Origin of the sequence: Pseudoduganella namucuonensis, from assembly GCF_900116645.1 — a bacterium.
In the GTDB taxonomy this organism is placed as follows: Bacteria; Pseudomonadota; Gammaproteobacteria; order Burkholderiales; family Burkholderiaceae_D; genus Rugamonas; species Rugamonas namucuonensis.
This window is the reverse complement of the sequence record NZ_FPBO01000029.1, coordinates 82244-99667: the sequence shown is the minus strand read 5'-3', so window position 1 is coordinate 99667 and position 17424 is coordinate 82244. Positions and strand designations below refer to the sequence as shown.

Genomic DNA, 17424 nt, shown 5'->3' with positions numbered 1-17424 from the left:
TCAGGCTGGATGACGGCCGGCGAAGAACGCCTCGTCCGCGTCGCCGGTGGGATTCAGGCCGGAAGCCTCCTGGCCACGCCGCAGCGCGGCCATGTCGCGCGCGTACACGCGGGCCGTGGGGTGGCGCAGCGGGCCGCCGTTGTAGCCCTGCAGCCAGCCCTCGTACTTCCACATCATGCGGTTGATCAGGCCATTGCCGGCCTGCGGTACGCTGCCGAAAGCCTTGCGGGCCGCGTCCAGCTGGTGGAAGACCGCCGTGGCCTCGTCGAAGCGGCCCTCCCGTATCAGCTTGTGCACCCTGGGCAGCACCGGGCCGTAGAAGGCCGAGTAATTGGTGCCGCAGAACGGGATGGGGATGAGCTGCGCCAGCGGCACGTACTCGTGCTCCATCGGCGAGGAGATCACGACCTCCTTGTGGAAGGCGCGGTGCACCTCGATGGCCGACATGATGTGCGGCGCCCCGCCCTCGGCCTTGATGGCCGCCACGTTGGGGCAATCGTCGATCAGGCGGCGCAGCAAGGGCAGCGGCAGGTCGGCCGGGTCCAGGCGGGAGAAGCCCCAGGTGGGTATCGGGAACAGCATCACCGCCAGGCTGGTGGCGTCGCACAGCGCCCGGGTGTACCGGTAGACCTCCTCCAGCGACTTCGGATGGAAGTACGGCGGATAGCCCAGCAGCACCAGTTCCGCGCCGGCCGCCTCGGCCAGCTTGAGCGCCTCGATGTTGTCTTCCAGCGTGTTGAACACGGCGTGGTGCACCACGAAGACGCGGCCCGCGGCCTGGTCCACCGCCACGCGCACGAAGCGCTCGTACTCCTCCAGCGTGATGGCCACTTCCGAGCAGGCCAGCGTGCCGACGAAGCCGTGCGCGATGGTGGTTTCCACGTCGTGCCGGATCGCCTTCTCGTTCAGGCGCTTGAAATCGGAGGTCATGGTGGGGATGATGACGTTGGCGACGCCGTCGAGGCGTTCGCGCGCCCAGTCGCGGGCTTCCTTGCGGGTGTAACTGGCCATTGTGGCTCCTTGGTGTGGTGGGTGTTGTGTGTTTTATTTGGCGACCGGCGCGATGGTGGCCGGCAGCGTGACGCCCAGCCCCCGTTCCCTGGCCAGCGCGAACAGCATTTCGGCGATCACCACGTCCTGCAGGGCCGAGCCGACCGACTTGTAGAGCACGATGTCGCCGTCGGCGCGGCGCGCGGCGGCCCCGCCGGCAGCCAGGTCGGCCAGGGAAACCGTCTTGCCGGCGACGTCGACGCCGGCGCGCGCGGCGGCCAGCGCGTCGCCGGTGTCGTGCAGCACCTCCTCCGGCATGTCGGCCACGACGCGGGCGGCGCGCGCCAGCGTGTCCTCGTCCACCTCGCGCTGCTCCGGCAGCGTCGAGCCCAGCGAGACGACCGTGGCGCCGGCCGGCAGCCAGGCGCCGCGCAGCACCGGCGACTCGTCGCGGCTGCGCGCCGCGCAGATCACCACGTCGGCGTCCCGCACCGCCGCCTCGGCGCTGTCCACGGCGGCGATGTCGATGCCCGGGCGGAAGCCCGCCGCGTAGCGCTCCCTGCTCGCCGGCGTGGGGCTGAACACGCGCACCGCGCCCAGCTCGCGCACGGCGTTCAGGCAATCGAGCGCGCCGCGCGCCTCGAAACCGGCGCCGATCACGCCCACGCGCAGCGCGCGGCGCGGCGCCAGCAGGTCCACGGCGAAAGCGGCCGTCGCCGCCGTGCGCAGGCCGGTGACGCGGTTGCCGTCGATCAGTGCGCTCAGGGCCATCGTGCGCTGGTCGAACAGGGAGATCAGGTAGCTGGCGCGGCCCGCGCGGGGCGAGGCGGCGATCAGCTTGCAGCCCAGGTGGCCGCCCGACGGCGACACGGCGGTCAGGCTGCGCAGCCACACGCCGTCGCCGCGCGCCATGGAGCGCGGCGGCACCATCGCGTCGGACACGGGCAGCGCGTAGGCGGCGGCGAGCGCGCGGACGGCGGACGGCCAGTCGGACAGCGCGGCCACGTCGGCGTCGGAAAGGAAAAGGGTGGTGGTATTGGCTGTGGCGGACGGAAGGTCGGACATGTCGCTGGCTCCTTGTTTGGATGCCAGCCACTGTACGGAACCGCACGCCGCGCCGGAACTGCCCGGTATCGAAAGCAGTTATGCGGAAAATCGATGGCCGGACTTGGAGGCCAGCCTCTTATCCAGCCATGTCCCGCGACGCGAGCTGACGGATCAGCCGCAGCACCTCGCGCGAGGCGCGCGTCCGCGGCCGCCGCGGCGACTCCGCCAGCACGACATATCGCTCCAGCACCGGCCGCGCGATGCGGCACGCGGCCAGGCGCGGATCCAGCCCGGCCGGCGGCACGATGGCGATCGCGTAGCCGCCGCCCACCGCCGCCACCTCGTACTGCAGCCGCACCGAATCGACTTCGACCGCCGCCCGCAGGCGCAGGCCGTGTTCGACGCCAAGGCGGTCCAGGCGCGCGCGCAGCACATGCGGCCGGCTGGGGACGATCAGCGGCAGGTCCGCCAGCGCGGCCAGGGGCACGTCGCCGCCGGCCAGCAGGGGATCGCCCAGGCGGCCCACCAGTTGCAGGGGCAGCCTGGCCAGCACGTGGCCGTCGTCCACGTGCGCCTCGTCCTCGCGCAGCACGATCGCCATGTCGAGCCGGCCCTCGCGCAGGTGCTCGTCCAGCTGCGCGCTGGCGCCCTCGGACAGGTGCAGGCGCACCCCCGGCATCTGTTCGCGCGCGGCGGCGAACAAGGCGCCCGCGTACTGCCCCACGGCCGAGGGCAGCATGCCCACCAGCACCTCGCCCACCGGCTGCCCGCGCACGCTGCGCACGTCGTCCGCCAGCGCGTCCGCCTCCTCTGCCAGCCTGGCAATGCGCGGCAACAGCAGTTCCCCCACCTCGGTCAGATGCACGCCGCGGCCGGTGCGCCGGAACAGGCGTTCGCCACATTCCCGCTCCAGCTGCGCGATGTGGCGGCTGACCATGGACTGCGGCATGTCCAGCGCGGCGGCCGCCTTGCTCAGGCTGCCGGAGGCCACCACGCGCAGGAACACCCGCCAGCGCGGATCGATGATGGTTGGGGTGGCTGCGTCCATGTCGGCTGGTCCTCTTGGCGAAAGGCGTATTTAACCACGCCATGCCGGAAGCCGATGGGACGTGCCCCGCCCATCCATGGCATCAATAGCTGGCATCCAAAAACGAAACTGTACAGTTCCTTCCGGGGTTTATATGCTCTGGCGCACTCACACTGAAAGGAACACGCGATGCCGCGCCGCTTTGTCGATCTCTCGATTTACCTGGAAAACGACGTGCTTTCGGACCCGCCCATGCTGGCGCCGAAGATCGAATACCAGACCCACAAGGACACCATAGGCGAATTCATGCACATGCTGCCCGGCACCAAGGCCTCGGACTTCCCCGACGGCGAGGCCGCCGCCGCCGAATGGGTGCGCCTGACCACGCACAGCGGCACCCACTTGGACGCGCCCTACCACTTCCACTCCACCATGAACCGCAAACTGGGCGAGCCGGAGCGCTCCATCACCATCGACGAGGTGCCGCTGGAATGGTGCTTCCAGAACGGCGTGAAGCTGGACTTCCGCCACCTGCCGGACGGCCACGTGGTCGGCGCGGCCGAGGTGGAGGCGGAGCTGGCGCGCATCGGCCATGTCCTCCAGCCGCTGGACATCGTGGTGGTCAACACGCGCGCCGGCTCGCGCTACGGCAGCAACGACTATGTGAACGCCGGCTGCGGCATGGGCTACGAGGCCACCATGTACCTGCTGGAACGCGGCGTGCGCCTGACCGGCACCGACGCCTGGAGCTGGGACGCGCCGTTCAGCCACACGGCCAGGCGCATCCAGGAAAGCGGCGACACCTCGCTGATCTGGGAAGGCCACAAGGCCGGCCGCGACATCGGCTACTGCCACCTGGAGAAGATGCACAACCTGGAAGCGCTGCCGCCGAACGGCTTCACCATCAGCTGCTTCCCGCACAAGATCCGCGGCGCCTCCGCCGGCTGGACCCGCGCGGTGGCCATCTTCGAGGAATAGTGTAGTGTTGCGTTCTTGGTGGGCGCGTATAAAAATGATGCGTTTGCTAGCCAGGCAAGGCGTAAACCGCAGCGGTAGCGAGCGGCCAAAAACCCGAGGGAAACATTTCTCCCGCCATGCGTGGTGCGGCGCTATTCCCAGGACGCTTGATCGCGCGGAAGCGCGTGGTTCGGATCGTAGACGTCGACGGCACACCGGCGCGAACGCCCATTTCGGGTCGTGCACACGATACGCGACGGTATCGAGCGCGGCCAGGATCATCCGGTGAATCCCGCCTGCAGCGATTGCAGGTAGCGGATCACATCCTCAGTGCGGCCGTCCGAGACCAGCGCCTGCGGCGTCTTGTAGTCGAAGGCCGGCAGCGGATGGTTCTTGAACCAGAAAATGGCCTTTTCGATGCTGCCGGAGACGTCGGTGGCGGCGCGCATGACGCGCACCGAATCGCGCAGGTGGCGCTGGACGCTCTCGGCCTCCGGCGCGCGCGAAATAGTGTTGCGGTGCACGTGCGCGTTCGCCGCCAGAGTCTGCATGTCCAGGTTCAGCACCTGGCCGAAGCGCTTCGGCGAGAGCGACGCGCGGCCGGCACCGCCATTGAGGAAATCGAGGAAGCGATCGAAGTTGCGCTCGAAAACAGGAACGGGATCAACCGCGACGGTCACCATACATCCTCCTTGTGCACTAAATCTGCACTATTATTGCACTCAACGCAGTCGGCCGCAAGCGCCCGCCGTTGCGGGAAAATTTAAGCGCCAACCATAGCGCAGCACTAGCCCAGGCCGGCATCCATGCGCAGCACGGCCTCGTGCAGCAGGCCGCGCAGCCACATCATGCCCGGGTCCAGGCTGCGGTACTTGTGCCACTGCATCGCCTGCTCCATGCCGTCGATCGGCACGGGCATCGGCAGCAGCGCGATGGGCAGCGCGGCGCCGAGCCGCCGCGCCATGCGGCGATGGACCGTGGCCACGCGGTCCGTCCCCACCACCAGGAAGGGCGCCGCCAGGAAGCTGTACGTCGTCACCTCCACCCGCCGCTCGATCCCCGTCCGCTTCATCGACAGCGCCTCCAGCGACTGCCCGGTGGAGGGCGGCTGCATCACCACGTGTCCCGCCGCGATGTACTGGTCGCGGCTCAGCCCATTGCGCGCGTGGCTGCTCTGGTCCCACACCACGCAGCAGAACCCCTCGTCGAACAGCCGCTCCGTGGGATGCGCGGGCGAGCAGAATTCCTGCGGGATCACCAGCAAATCGGCGTCGCCCTGCTCCAGCGCGTGCTGCGGATGGCGTTGCTGCGGCAGCAACTGGAAACGCACCGAGGCACCCTGCTGCTGCGCCAGCGCCAGCATGTGCGGCATCAGCACCGCCATCGAAAAGTCGGACACGAAGATGCGGAACTCGCGGTCCGACAGCGTGGCGTCGAAATACGGCGTCGCCGTGATGGTGGTGTCCACCCGCACCAGCACGTCGCGCACCGGCTCGCGCAGCATCTCGGCCCGCGGCGTGAGCTCCATCTGCCGCCCCACCTGCACCAGCAACTCGTCGTCGAAGTACTCGCGCAGGCGCCCCAGCGCGCTGCTGAGCGCGGACTGGCTCATGTGCAGATGCTCGGCCGCGCGGCTCACGCTGCGCATGCTGAACAGCGCGTCCAGCGCCACCAGCAGGTTCAGATCCAGTTTGTTGAAGCGCATGGGGTCTCCTCCTTATAAGTATCCACGCGATAGATACAACGCATGCAGAGAATCAATTTTACACATATACCGTCCATCGGCAAACTGGCGACTCCAAAAACACAATTCGACGGAGACAACATGCAGAACAAGGTGCTAAGGCCGACCGCCATCGCGGCGGCCCTGCTGGCGGCCGGCGCGGTCCACGCGGCGGAACTGGAACTGGCCGACCCGGACTGGAGCCTGCGCTTCGACAACACCCTCAAGGCGAGCACGCTGTACCGCCTGCACGACGCCGACCCGGCGCTGGTGGACAGCGTGCGCCTGCTGGCGCCCGGCGTGGCCGCGTCGGCCTTCCCGCAGGCGCTGAACTTCAACGCCGGCAACGACAACTTCCGCAACCGTGGCCTGGTGTCCAGGCGGGTGGACCTGCTGAGCGAATTCGACGCCGTGTACCGCAAGCGCTACGGCCTGCGCGTGAGCGCCGCGGCCTGGTACGACCACGCCTACGAGGGCGCCACCGACGCGGCCGACCGCGCCAACGGCCAGACCCCGTACAACGCCTTCCCCGAGTCCACCCGCCAACTGGCCGGCCGCAAGGCGGAACTGCTGGACGCCTTCGTCTTCGGCGGCTGGGACCTGGGCGACGGCGCCAAGCTGAACGCCCGCCTCGGCCGGCACGCCCTGGTCTACGGCGAATCGCTGTTCTTCGGCGACAACGGCATCGCCCGCGCGCAGGGACCGATCGACATCATGAAGCTGCAATCGTCGCCCAACGCGCAGTTCAAGGAGATCATCCGCCCGGTGCAGCAAGTGTCTGGCCAGTTGCAGCTCAATCCGGACGTGATGCTGGGCGCCTATTACCAGTTCCGCTGGGAGGCCGACCGCATGGCGCCGGCCGGCAGCTACTTCAACACCGCCAACAACATCTGGGGCGGCTCCACGCTGCCGGAGTTCATCGCCACCAACGTGCTGCTGCCCGGCGCCGAGCGCCAGCCCTCGGACCACGGCCAATTCGGCGCGCAGCTCAAATGGCGCCTGGACGAGACCGACCTGGGCTTCTACGCCGCGCGCTACCACGACAAGTCCGGCGTGTTCTATTCGCGCCTGAACGTGACCGGCCCGGCGCCGGGAAGCTGGTACTACGTGTTCCCGGACGCCGTCACCACGGCCGGCTTCAGCGCCACCCGTTCGCTGGACAACACCAACCTGGCGCTGGAGGTCTCCTTCCGCGACGACATGCCGCTGGTGAACGCCAACATCGTCTACCCCAACGTGCAGGCCGAGCCCCGCTACGCGCGCGGCCGCACCGCGCACGTCAACCTGTCCTGGCTCACAACCCTGGGCCCCAGCTTCCTGTCCCGCGAGGCCACGCTGATCGGCGAACTGGCGTGGAACCGCGTGCTGTCGGCCGACGACCCCGCGCACACGGTGGACGAACTGCGCACCCGCGACGCCAGCGCGCTGCAGCTGATCTTCTCGCCCGCCTACCGCCAGCCGCTGCCCGGGCTGGACCTGAGCGTGCCGCTGGGCCTGCGCTACGCGCTGCACGGCAATTCGGCCATCACTGGCCAAAGCTGGGGCGCGCGCCACACCGGCAGCGCCACGCTGGGCGTGGACGGCACCTACCAGGGCGTGTGGCAGTTCTCGCTCAACTACAACAAATACCTGGGCAAGGCCGAACCCTTCGTCAACTACAAGCCCTTGCTGACCGGCGGCCACGCCGTCTACAGCAGCGGCAACCCGCTGGCCGACCGCGACCACCTGTCGCTGTCCGTGCGCCGCACCTTCTGACCACAAGACACTGGAGACAAGCATGCAACGACACCTGATCCCCGCCATGGCCGCCCTGGCCGCCCTCGCCGCGGCGCTGCCCGGCCACGCCGCCGTGACGCCCGAGGAGGCGGCCAAGCTGAAAACCGAGCTGACCCCGCTGGGCGGCGAAAAAGCCGGCAACAAGGACGGCACCATCCCGGCCTGGACCGGCGGCCACCTGACGCCCATCCCCGGCGACAAGCCGGGCGGACGCCGCGGCGACCCGTTCAAGGACGAGAAACCCCTGTACACCGTGACGGCCAAGAACGCGGACCAGTACGCGGCCGTGCTCACCGACGGCACCAAGGCCATGCTGAAGAAGTATCCGGCCTACCGCCTCGACGTCTATCCCACCCACCGCACCGCCGCCGCGCCGCAGTGGGTATACGACAACACCTTCAAGAACGCCACGCGCGCCAAGCTGGTCTCGGACGCGGTCACCGGCGCCTACGGCGGCGTGCCCTTCCCCGTGCCGAAGACCGGCGCGGAGGTGATCTGGAACCACATCCTGCGCTGGCGCGGCACCTCGTGGCAGTTCATCGTCAACCAGTACCAGCTGACGGCCGACGGCAAGGCGGTGCTCACCACCAGCGGCGCGGCGGACCAGCAGATGCCCTACTACTTCCAGGACGGCACGCCCGAGCAGTTCGCCAAGTCGAACGAGTTCTGGCTGGTGCGCCTGATCAACAGCGGCCCGCCGATCCGCGCCGGCGAGGCCATCATCGGTCGCACCAGCGTCGACCCCAGCAAGGACCAGGCCTGGGTCTACCTGACCGGCCAGCGCCGCGTGCGCAAGCTGCCCAATCCCTGCTGCGACACGCCGACGCCGGCGACGGCGGGCGTGATGAGCTTCGACGAGCTGGAGACGTGGAACGGCCGCATCGACCGCTTCGACTGGAAACTGGTCGGCAAGCAGGAGATGCTGATCCCCTACAACGGCAACAAGCTGCTGCAGCCCAAGACCGACGCCGAGGTGATGGGGCCGAACTTCCTGAACCCGGACTTCGTGCGCTGGGAGCGCCACCGCGTGTGGGTGGTGGAGGCCGCGCTGCGCGCCGGCCAGCGCCACCAGGCGCCGAAGAGCCGCTACTACTGCGACGAGGACAGCTGGAACTGCGTGCTGGCCGACCGCTGGGACGCCAACGGCCAGCTGTGGAAGACGCTGTGGTCGCACACCTTCGTCGCGCCCGACCTGCCCGGCACCGTGATCGGCGCGTTCGGCTTCAACGACCTGATCTCGGGCACCGGCTTCATCGGCAACCTGTACAACAGCAAGAGCGCGCAGTACCCGCTCAAGCCGCGTTTCGAGGACAGCCTGTTCACGCCCGACGCGATGACCGGCGAGGGCGCGCGGTGATGCGACTGCCTTCGACCACCCTGTGCCTGCTGTTGCTGGCGGCGCAGGCCCAAGCCGCCGGCGCGGCGGCGCCGGGGCCGGCCGGCGCCGCCCTCGACCGCCCCGCGGTGATGTCGCCGCGCGCCGCGCAGGCGGTGATGCTGGGCGCGGCCATGGCCGGCGCGCGCATCGTCGCCGTCGGCGAACGCGGCCTCGTGCTCACCAGCGACGACGGCGGGGCCAAGTGGGTACAAGCCGCCGTCCCCACCAGCGTGACCTTGACGGCGGTGCGTTTCGCCGACGCCAAGCTGGGCGTGGCCGTCGGCCACGCCGGCGTGGCGCTGGTCACGCGGGACGGCGGCGGCCAGTGGCGGCGCGCGCTGGACGGCCAGCGCATCGCCGCGCTGGCGATGGAATCGGCCAAGGCCCGCAACGACGCCGCCGCCTTGCGGGACGCCGAGCGCCTGGCCGCCGACGGCGCCGACAAGCCGCTGCTGGACATCTGCCTGATGGGCGGCGGCCGCATGCTGGCGGTGGGCGCCTACGGCCTGGCCTTCGGCAGCGACGACGGCGGCCAGACCTGGACGCCCTGGATGGCGCGCATGGACAATCCCCAGGGCCTGCACCTGAACACGGTGCGCCAGCGCGGCGACACCATCCTGATCGCCGGCGAACGGGGCCTGGCCCTGCTGTCCACCGACGCCGGGCGCAGCTTCCAGCGCCTGCGCGTTCCATACGAGGGCAGCTTCTTCACCGCCGAACTGGTGGCCACGGTCCCGAATGGCGCAGAGGGCGGCCCCGAGGCGGCCATTCCGTCATTCCCGCGCAGGCGGGAATCCAAGGCTTGCTGCGGCGCCGGGGACGCGAACTTGGGCTCCCGCCTGCGCGGGAGCGACGGAATCGCATCCAACCCGGCGCCATCGGCCACGGGCCCCACCATCGTTCTCGCAGGCCTGCGCGGCAACGCCTGGCAATCGGCCGATGCCGGCCGCACTTGGCGGCAGCTCGCCAGCCCGGCGCCGGTGTCGATCACCGCGTCGGCAACCCGCGCCAACGGCAAGCTGGTCTTCGTCAACCAGGCCGGCATGCTGCTGGCCCGGGAAGGCCTGGCACTGGTCCCCATGCCCTCCGCCCCGCTGCCGCCGCTCACCGGCCTGCTGGAACTGAACAACGGCGCACTGCTCGCCTTGACCATACAGGGCCTGGTGCCGCTGCCCGCCCAAGCCGCTGGAGGCAAGCCATGAACATGTCCGACCAACTGGACGCACCCGTCCCCGCCGCCGGCGCCGGGCAGTTCGACAGCCGATCCGGCTCCCCGATCGAGCGCCTGCTGTTCAACCACCGCCTGCTGGTGCTGCTGGCTTGCGCGCTGGTCACCATCCTGCTCGGCTGGCAGACCACGAAACTGGGCATCAACGCCAGCTTCGAGAAGACCATCCCCAAGCGGCACCCCTGGATACAGAACTACCTCGCCCACCAGAACGAGCTGACGGGCCTGGGCAACGCCGTGCGCATCGCGGTCGACAACCCGAAAGGGAGCATTTACGACCAGGCCTACCTGGAAACGCTGCGCAAGCTGAGCGAGGAAGTGTTCCTGCTGCCCGGCGTGGCGCGCACCCAAATGAAATCCCTGTGGACGCCCGCCACCCGCTGGGTCGGCGTCACCGAGGACGGCCTGGAGGGCGGCCCCGTGATCCCGGACGGCTACGACGGCGGCCCCGCCAGCCTGGCGCAACTGCGGGCCAACGTGGCCCGCTCCGGCGAGATCGGCCAGTTGGTGTCCTTCGATGGCAAGTCCAGCGTCATCTACGTGCCGCTGCTGGTCAAGGACGGCGAAGGCAAGGCGCTGGACTACGGCCGCTTCAGCCAGCGCCTGGAAGCGCTGCGCGCCAAGTACGAGCAACAGGGCGTGCGCATCCACGTCACCGGATTCGCCAAACTGGTGGGCGACCTGATAGACGGCGTGCGCGCGGTGCTGGTGTTCTTCGCCATCGCCGTGGCCATCGCCACCGCCATGGTGTATTTCTACACCCGCTGCTCGCGCTCCACCGCGCTGGTGGTGCTGGCGTCGCTGATCGCCGTGGTGTGGCAACTGGGCGCGCTGCCCATGCTGGGCTACGAGCTCGATCCCTACTCCATCCTGGTGCCCTTCCTGGTGTTCGCCATCGGCATGAGCCACGGCGCCCAGAAGATGAACGGCATCATGCAGGACATCGGCCGCGGCATGCACAAGCTGGTGGCGGCACGCTACACCTTCCGCCGCCTGTTCCTGGCCGGCCTCACCGCCCTGCTGGCCGACGCCGTGGGCTTCGCCGTGCTGGCCACCATCGACATCGCCGTCATCCGCGAACTGGCGGTGGCCGCCTCGCTGGGCGTGGCCATGCTGATCTTCACCAACCTGATCCTGCTGCCGGTGCTGCTCAGCTACACCGGCGTGAACACCGCCGCCGCCGCCCGCAGCCTGCGGGACGATCCGCAGCCTGGCACCGACGCACCGAACGACGACGACGCGCGGAAGGCCGGCGCCGCGCAGCGTGGCTTCTGGGCCGCGCTGGCCGGCTTCACCGAACGCCGCCGCGCGCTGCCGGCCATCGTGGTGGCCGCGCTGCTGGCGGCGGGGGCGTTCGCGATGAGCACCCAGTTGAAGATCGGCGACCTCGATCCGGGCGCCCCGGAACTGCGCGCCGACAGCCGCTACAACCGCGACGTGGCCGCCCTCGCCGCCTCCTACGGCGCCTCCAGCGACGTGCTGGCGGTGATGGTGAAGACGCCCGACGGCCTATGCTCTCTGTACGACACCCTGAACAGGGTCGACGCCTTGGAATGGCAGCTGCGCCAGGTGGACGGCGTGGAAACCACCAACAGCCTGTCGCTGCTGAACCGCCGCGTGCTGGCGGGCCTGAACGAGGGCAACCCCAAGTGGTACGAGTTCCTGCCCAACCAGAGCATGCTGAACACCGTCACCGCCGGCGCGCCGCGCGGCCTGTACAACGACAGCTGCGGCCTGCTCACGCTGTACGTCTACCTGCGCGACCACAAGGCCGACACGCTGGCCCGCGTGGTGGCCCACGTCGAGACCTTCGCCCGCGCCAACGACACCAGGGACGTGCAATTCCTGCTGGCCGCCGGTTCGGCCGGCATCGAGGCGGCCACCAACGTGGTGGTGCGCGACGCCTGGCGCAACATGCTGTTCCTGGTGTACGGCGCCGTGGTGCTGCTGTGCTTCATCACCTTCCGCTCCTGGCGCGCGGTGCTGGTGGCCGTGCTGCCGCTGATGCTCACCTCCGTGATGGCGGAGGCGCTGATGGTCGCCTTCGGCATGGGCGTCAAGGTCGCCACCTTGCCGGTGATCGCGCTGGGCGTGGGCATCGGCGTGGACTACGCGCTGTACATCCTCAGCATCACGCTGGCCCAGCTGCGCGCCGGCGCCACGCTGCGGGACGCCTACCACCGCGCCCTGCTCTTCACCGGCAAGGTGGTGATGCTGACCGGCGTGACCCTGGCCGCCGGCGTCGTCACCTGGGTGTTCAGCCCCATCAAGTTCCAGGCCGACATGGGCCTGCTGCTGGCCTTCATGTTCCTGTGGAACATGCTGGGCGCGCTGATCCTGGTGCCGGCGCTTTCCCATTACCTGCTTACACCACGCCCGGCGCCACGCCTGGCCGTGGCAACCCCGATTCAACCACAGGAGTCTTGAATGTTCCGCTATTTCCCCACCAACTACGTCTGGAACCTGTCCGTCGATCTCGCCATCGAGATGGGCGCCAAGATAGGCGAGATCGAAGAGATGTGCGCGCCGCTGCAGGAGGCCGCCCGCCAGCCCGACGCCGCCGGCACCCGCGCCTTCCGCGAAACCTGGGCGCGCATGGCCGACAAGCTGTGCGGCCTGGCGGAGGAGGACGAGGCCCGCGGCCGCCTGATCTCGGCCGGCGACAAATACAGCCGCGCCGCCACCTACTACCTCACCGCCGAACGCCTGCAGGCCCACGGCGCCGAGGGCCGCGAGGCGCTGTACCGCCGCTTCCTCGACGTCTTCGCCAAGGGCGTGAAACTGAGCGGCGAGAACTGCGAGCGCGTCGAGATCCCCTACGGCGACGCCCACATCTCGGGCCTGTACGTGCGGGCCGAGAACGCCACCGGCCCGGCCCCCATCCTGGTGCAGGTGAACGGCCTGGATTCGACCAAGGAAATGAAGCTGCGCGTGGGCCTGCCGCGCTGGCTGGCGCAGCGCGGCGTGTCCTCGCTGGTGATCGACCAGCCGGGCACCGGCGAGGCCTTGCGCCTGCACGGCATGACGGCGGTGTACGACAGCGAGCGCTGGGCCGCCAAGGTGGTGGACTGGCTGGAGACCCGCGCCGAGGTCGACGCCAGGCGCATCGGCCTGGAAGGCGTGTCGCTGGGCGGCTACTACTGCCCGCGCGCGGTGGCCTTCGAACCGCGCTTCGCCTGCGGCGTGGTGTGGGGCGCCAACCACGACTGGCGCGACGTGCAGAAGAAGCGCCTGCAGAAGGAAGGCAGCTTCCCCGTGCCGCACTACTGGGAGCACGTGCGCTGGGTGTGGGGCGCGAAGGACCAGGAGGACTTCATGCGCATCGCCGAGAACGTGCACCTGGACGGCGTGGTCGAGCGAATCAAGGTGCCCTTCCTGGTCACGCACGGCGAGAAGGACTCGCAGATTCCGCTGCACTGGGCGCAGCGCACCTACGAGCAGCTGGTCAACAGCCCCAAACGCCAGTTGAAGATCTTCACCGAGCGCGAAGGCGGCGTGCAGCACTCCAGCTTCGACAATTCCGCCAACGCCGGCGCCTACATCGCGGACTGGGTGGCGGAAACGCTGGGCGGCCGCGTAGCCAACTGACTTTTAAAGAAAGAACACGACATGAACATCATCGGACCCGACGCCCTCGTTTTCGGCGTGGACGACATCGCCGCCTGCGCCCAGTACCTGACCGACTACGGCCTGACGCAGGTGGACGCGGACGCCAACGGCGGCCGCTTCGAAGCCCTGGACGGCACCGCCATCATCCTGGCCCGCAGGGACGCCGCCGGCCTGCCGGCGCCCATGGCCACCGCCAGCATGCTGCGCAAGACCGTGTACGGCGTGGCCGACCCTGCCACGCTGGAGGCCATCGCCGCGGAACTGGGCAAGGACCGCGAAGTGCGCCGCCTGCCGGACGGCTCCATCGAATCGGCCGACGACCTGGGCTTCGCGCTGGGCTTCCAGGTGACCGTGCGCCGCGCCATCACGCTGGCGGCCGAGGCGGTCAACGCGCCGGGCGCCCCCGCCGCGCGCGGCCCGAACCAGGTCGCGGTGGACGAGCAAGCCGTCGCGCGGCCGCGCAGCCTGTCGCACGTGGTGTACTTCGTGCCGGACATCGCCAAGGGCGAGGCCTTCTACGTGGAACGCCTGGGCTTCCGCTGCACCGACCGGCTGGGCGGCGCCGGCCCCTTCCTGCAGCCGGCGGGCACGCAGGACCACCACACGCTGTTCCTGATCCAGACCCCGCCGTTCATGCAGGGCGTCGAGCACTTCACCTTCCACCTGGGCGGACCGACGGAGCTGATGCTGGCCGGGACGCGCTTCGTCAACAAGGGCTACCAGTCGTTCTGGGGCCCGGGCCGGCACAAGTTCGGCTCCAACTGGTTCTGGTACTTCAACAGCCCGCTGGGTTGCCACGTCGAATACGATGCCGACATGGACCTGCACGACGCCAGCTGGACCGCCCGCAGCGCGCCCATGAGCGCGGACGCCTCGCAGCTGTTCCTGTTCCAGTCGCGCGACAAGTGGGCGCCGGGCGGCCCGCCTCCGGGCGCGGCCGGCGGCGCGCCAGGCGCGGCCAAAGGCCCGGGCGCCCACTAGGCCGCGCCATGCGCCCCTCGCCCACCCTGCTCTGCCGCCTGGACGAACTGCCGGACGGCGAATCGCGCGGCTTCGACCCGCTAGGCGCCGGCCAGGACAGCGTGTTCGTGGTGCGGCGGGGGCAGCGCCTGTACGGCTACCGCGACCAGTGCCCGCACTACGGCGACACCCCCATGGCGTGGCGCCGCCACGCCTACCTGGACGCCGCGCGGGACCACATCGTCTGCGCCGCGCACGGCGCGCTGTTCCGCATCGCGGACGGCGCCTGCGTGCGCGGGCCCTGCCTGGGCCAGTCGCTGGCCCCGGTGCGGCTGGTCGTCGAAGACGGCTGCGTTTATCTGGTCCAATAGGAACCACTTCAAGCATCAACCTAGTATCAAACACGGAGACACAACATGGCATCCCCTGCAAAGAAAATCCTGATCATCGGCGGCGGTTTTTCCGGCATGTCCGCCGCCATCGAACTGCGCAAGCGGCAATTCGAGGTGGACGTGGTGGAGATCGACCCCGGCTGGCGCTCCTACGGCGCCGGCATCAGCCTGGGCGGCGCCACGCTGCGCGCCTTCCGCACGCTGGGCGTGCTGGACCAGTTTCTGCAACACGGCTACGCCTCCGACGGCGTGGACCTGTTCCTGCCCAACGGCCACCAGGTGGGCAGCCTGCCCACGCCGCGCATCGCCGGAGGCGACGTGCCGGGCGGCGGCGCCATCATGCGTCCCGTGCTGGCGAAAATCCTGGCCGAAGCCACCCGCGCCAGCGGCGCCAACGTGCGCCTGGGCTGCACCTTCACGGCGATCGAGCAGGACGCGGACGGCGTCACCGTCACCTTCACCGACGGCGCCACCGGCCGCTATGACCTGGTGATCGGCGCCGACGGCCTGTATTCCGCGGTGCGCGCCGCCGTCATGCCGGAGGCGCCGCAACCGCAATACACCGGCCAGGCGGTGTGGCGCGCGGTGCTGCCCCGTCCAAGGGAACTGGAGCGCGCCTCGATGTGGCTGGGCCCGAAAATCAAGACCGGCGTGAACCCGGTGTCGCAGGACGAGATGTACCTGTTCGTGACCGAGGACCGCGCCGAGAACGTGCACGTCGATCCCGCCCGCTTCGCCCCCATGCTGTCCGAGCTGCTGGCGCCCTTCTCCGCGCCGCTGATGCAGCAGTGCAGGGCCCTGGTCAACGAGCACGCGCGGATCGTCTTCCGCCCGCTGGAATCGCTGCTGGTCAAGCAGCCGTGGTACCGCGGCCGGGTGGTGCTGATCGGCGACACCGTGCACGCCACCACGCCGCACATGGCCTCCGGCGCCTGCATCGGCATCGAGGACGCGATCGTGCTGGCCGAGGAATTGTCCGCCGCCGCGGACAGGGCCGGGGACGTGGGCCAGGCGCTGGAACGCTTCCAGGCGCGCCGCTGGGAACGCTGCCGCATGGTGGTGGAGAATTCCGGCCGCCTGGGCGAGATCGAAATCACCGGCGGCGACAAGGCGGAGCACGCGGAAATCATGCGCGCCACGCTGATGGCGCTGGCCGCCCCGATCTGAGCGGAGCCGCCATGAGCGAACATCACGTCAAGGAACGCTGGCCCGGCCGCATCGCGCTGATGGTGGCGCACTGCGCCGGCATGGTGGATCTGGTGGCCCTGCCGGTATGGGTGGGCACCCTGATCTCGCGCTACGGCCTCAAGCCCCAGGAGGCCGGCGCGCTGGCCACGCTGTTCCTGCTGGGCGCCGTGGCCAGCAGCCTGTATTGCGCGCCGCGCTTCCACCGCCTGCGCGGCGCGCTGGTGGCGCCCTGCGGCTTCGCGCTGGCCGCCGCCGCGTTTCTCGGCGTGGCCCACAGCGACGGCTACGCCGGCATGGCCGCGCTGCACGCGCTGGCCGGGGCCGCCGCCGGCGCCGCGCTCAGCGTCACCCACGGCACCATAGGCCGCGGCGCGAGGCCGCACCAGACTTTCGCGCTGGCCGGCCTGGCGCTGGGCGTGTTCGCCATCGCCTTCCTCGGCGCCACGCCGCACATCGTGGCGGCGGCGGGCGGCCCGGCCCTGTTCCAGGTGTTCGCCGCCGTGATGCTGGTCGCGGCCGTGGTGTGCGCCCTCGCCTTCCCGCGTGGCGGCCCGGCGGTCGCCGGCGCCGCGGCGCCGGCCGCCCCCGTCAGCGGCGCCGTGTGGTTCGCGGCCCTGGGCCTGTGCTGCATGGGGCTGGTGCAGGCGATGATGTTCAGCTTCCTGGAACGCATCGGCGCCGACCGGGGCCACGCGCCGTCCGCCGTCACCGGCGTGCTGGTCGCGCTGGGCCTGGTGAACCTGCTGCCGGCGCCGCTGGCCGCGCTGCTGGAGCGCCGCTGGCGGGCCGGCACGGTGGTGCTGTGCGGGCCCGTGATCCAGGCGGCGCTGGCCATCACCATCGCCAACAGCACCGGCTTCGCGGCCTACGCCTTCGCGGGCGCCGTGTTCGCCGCCGTGATGATCTTCACCCACACCTTCGCCTTCGGCCTGATCGCCAGGCTCGATCCGGGCGGCCGCGCCCTGTCCGCCACGCCGGCCATGCTGATGACGGGCGCCGCCATCGGCCCCGTGCTGGGCGGCACGCTGGTCGGCAGCGCCGGCTACGGCGTGCTGGGCGGCGCCGCCGCCGCGATCGCTGCGGTCGCCGTTTTCTGTTTCGCGCGGGCGGGCCGCCAGCCCCTCCCCGCCGCCGTTTGATTTGAGGAGT

At 70.0% G+C, this 17424-nt stretch carries 15 protein-coding genes; 10 read left to right on the top strand and 5 right to left on the bottom strand.

Going from position 1 to position 17424, the window contains the following annotated elements:
* The 3 genes from BM436_RS25495 to BM436_RS25485 form a co-directional block, all read right to left on the bottom strand.
* Complete coding sequence (locus BM436_RS25495; RefSeq protein WP_093558346.1) at nucleotides 1–1011, bottom strand: dihydrodipicolinate synthase family protein; 1011 nt, start codon at nucleotides 1009–1011, stop codon at nucleotides 1–3.
* 33 nt (nucleotides 1012–1044) lie between these two features.
* Nucleotides 1045–2055, bottom strand: coding sequence for an ornithine cyclodeaminase family protein (locus tag BM436_RS25490; protein ID WP_093558345.1), 1011 nt, complete (start codon nucleotides 2053–2055; stop codon nucleotides 1045–1047).
* 118 nt (nucleotides 2056–2173) lie between these two features.
* On the bottom strand, nucleotides 2174–3085 hold the full coding sequence (locus BM436_RS25485; RefSeq protein ID WP_093558344.1) for a LysR family transcriptional regulator: 912 nt from the start codon (nucleotides 3083–3085) through the stop codon (nucleotides 2174–2176).
* 168 nt (nucleotides 3086–3253) lie between these two features.
* On the opposite strand from BM436_RS25485, the gene BM436_RS25480 reads away from it, so the two are divergent.
* Nucleotides 3254–4042, top strand: a complete 789-nt coding sequence (locus tag BM436_RS25480) for a cyclase family protein (protein WP_093558343.1) — start codon at nucleotides 3254–3256, stop codon at nucleotides 4040–4042.
* Nucleotides 4043–4299: 257 nt separating this feature from the next.
* Here BM436_RS25480 and BM436_RS25475 read toward each other — a convergent pair whose 3' ends face one another.
* Both BM436_RS25475 and BM436_RS25470 read right to left on the bottom strand, forming a co-directional pair.
* Entirely contained in the window at nucleotides 4300–4704 is a 405-nt protein-coding gene (locus tag BM436_RS25475; RefSeq protein ID WP_093558342.1) for an antitoxin Xre/MbcA/ParS toxin-binding domain-containing protein, read from the bottom strand.
* Between the two features lie 104 nt (nucleotides 4705–4808).
* On the bottom strand, nucleotides 4809–5726 hold the full coding sequence (locus BM436_RS25470; RefSeq protein WP_093558341.1) for a LysR family transcriptional regulator: 918 nt from the start codon (nucleotides 5724–5726) through the stop codon (nucleotides 4809–4811).
* 120 nt (nucleotides 5727–5846) lie between these two features.
* Between BM436_RS25470 and BM436_RS25465 the strand changes: the two genes are divergently transcribed.
* The 9 genes from BM436_RS25465 to BM436_RS25425 are packed head-to-tail and all read left to right on the top strand — an operon-like array spanning nucleotide 5847 to nucleotide 17414.
* On the top strand, nucleotides 5847–7499 hold the full coding sequence (locus tag BM436_RS25465) for a DUF1302 domain-containing protein (RefSeq protein WP_177307505.1): 1653 nt from the start codon (nucleotides 5847–5849) through the stop codon (nucleotides 7497–7499).
* A gap of 22 nt (nucleotides 7500–7521) precedes the next feature.
* Nucleotides 7522–8877, top strand: coding sequence for a DUF1329 domain-containing protein (locus BM436_RS25460; protein WP_093558339.1), 1356 nt, complete (start codon nucleotides 7522–7524; stop codon nucleotides 8875–8877).
* Nucleotides 8877–10100: a WD40/YVTN/BNR-like repeat-containing protein gene (locus tag BM436_RS25455; RefSeq protein ID WP_093558338.1), complete on the top strand. Its 1224-nt coding sequence runs from the start codon at nucleotides 8877–8879 to the stop codon at nucleotides 10098–10100. The genes BM436_RS25460 and BM436_RS25455 overlap by 1 nt, the downstream gene beginning before the upstream one ends.
* A complete protein-coding gene (locus BM436_RS25450; protein WP_229490702.1) occupies nucleotides 10097–12553 on the top strand; it encodes an efflux RND transporter permease subunit in 2457 nt (818 codons plus the stop codon). Before BM436_RS25455 ends, BM436_RS25450 begins: the two co-directional genes overlap by 4 nt.
* Entirely contained in the window at nucleotides 12554–13714 is a 1161-nt protein-coding gene (locus BM436_RS25445) for an alpha/beta hydrolase family protein (RefSeq protein WP_093558337.1), read from the top strand. It abuts the gene before it with no gap.
* 21 nt (nucleotides 13715–13735) lie between these two features.
* On the top strand, nucleotides 13736–14716 hold the full coding sequence (locus BM436_RS25440) for a VOC family protein (protein ID WP_093558336.1): 981 nt from the start codon (nucleotides 13736–13738) through the stop codon (nucleotides 14714–14716).
* Nucleotides 14717–14724: 8 nt separating this feature from the next.
* Entirely contained in the window at nucleotides 14725–15066 is a 342-nt protein-coding gene (locus BM436_RS25435; RefSeq protein ID WP_093558335.1) for a Rieske (2Fe-2S) protein, read from the top strand.
* A 45-nt stretch (nucleotides 15067–15111) separates the two neighbouring features.
* Nucleotides 15112–16254, top strand: a complete 1143-nt coding sequence (locus BM436_RS25430) for an FAD-dependent oxidoreductase (RefSeq protein ID WP_093558334.1) — start codon at nucleotides 15112–15114, stop codon at nucleotides 16252–16254.
* A gap of 11 nt (nucleotides 16255–16265) precedes the next feature.
* Nucleotides 16266–17414, top strand: coding sequence for an MFS transporter (locus tag BM436_RS25425; RefSeq protein ID WP_093558333.1), 1149 nt, complete (start codon nucleotides 16266–16268; stop codon nucleotides 17412–17414).
* Nucleotides 17415–17424 lie beyond the last annotated feature (10 nt).

What these genes read in the sequence shown, in the direction of transcription:
- BM436_RS25470 (WP_093558341.1), bottom strand. Translation starts at nt 5,726, where the DNA reads ATGCGCTTCAACAAACTGGATCTGAACCTGCTGGTGGCGCTGGACGCG.
- BM436_RS25465 (WP_177307505.1), top strand. Translation starts at nt 5,847, where the DNA reads ATGCAGAACAAGGTGCTAAGGCCGACCGCCATCGCGGCGGCCCTGCTG.
- BM436_RS25495 (WP_093558346.1), bottom strand. Translation starts at nt 1,011, where the DNA reads ATGGCCAGTTACACCCGCAAGGAAGCCCGCGACTGGGCGCGCGAACGC.
- BM436_RS25425 (WP_093558333.1), top strand. Translation starts at nt 16,266, where the DNA reads ATGAGCGAACATCACGTCAAGGAACGCTGGCCCGGCCGCATCGCGCTG.
- BM436_RS25435 (WP_093558335.1), top strand. Translation starts at nt 14,725, where the DNA reads ATGCGCCCCTCGCCCACCCTGCTCTGCCGCCTGGACGAACTGCCGGAC.
- BM436_RS25475 (WP_093558342.1), bottom strand. Translation starts at nt 4,704, where the DNA reads ATGGTGACCGTCGCGGTTGATCCCGTTCCTGTTTTCGAGCGCAACTTC.
- BM436_RS25490 (WP_093558345.1), bottom strand. Translation starts at nt 2,055, where the DNA reads ATGTCCGACCTTCCGTCCGCCACAGCCAATACCACCACCCTTTTCCTT.
- BM436_RS25440 (WP_093558336.1), top strand. Translation starts at nt 13,736, where the DNA reads ATGAACATCATCGGACCCGACGCCCTCGTTTTCGGCGTGGACGACATC.
- BM436_RS25480 (WP_093558343.1), top strand. Translation starts at nt 3,254, where the DNA reads ATGCCGCGCCGCTTTGTCGATCTCTCGATTTACCTGGAAAACGACGTG.
- BM436_RS25430 (WP_093558334.1), top strand. Translation starts at nt 15,112, where the DNA reads ATGGCATCCCCTGCAAAGAAAATCCTGATCATCGGCGGCGGTTTTTCC.
- BM436_RS25485 (WP_093558344.1), bottom strand. Translation starts at nt 3,085, where the DNA reads ATGGACGCAGCCACCCCAACCATCATCGATCCGCGCTGGCGGGTGTTC.
- BM436_RS25460 (WP_093558339.1), top strand. Translation starts at nt 7,522, where the DNA reads ATGCAACGACACCTGATCCCCGCCATGGCCGCCCTGGCCGCCCTCGCC.
- BM436_RS25450 (WP_229490702.1), top strand. Translation starts at nt 10,097, where the DNA reads ATGAACATGTCCGACCAACTGGACGCACCCGTCCCCGCCGCCGGCGCC.
- BM436_RS25455 (WP_093558338.1), top strand. Translation starts at nt 8,877, where the DNA reads ATGCGACTGCCTTCGACCACCCTGTGCCTGCTGTTGCTGGCGGCGCAG.
- BM436_RS25445 (WP_093558337.1), top strand. Translation starts at nt 12,554, where the DNA reads ATGTTCCGCTATTTCCCCACCAACTACGTCTGGAACCTGTCCGTCGAT.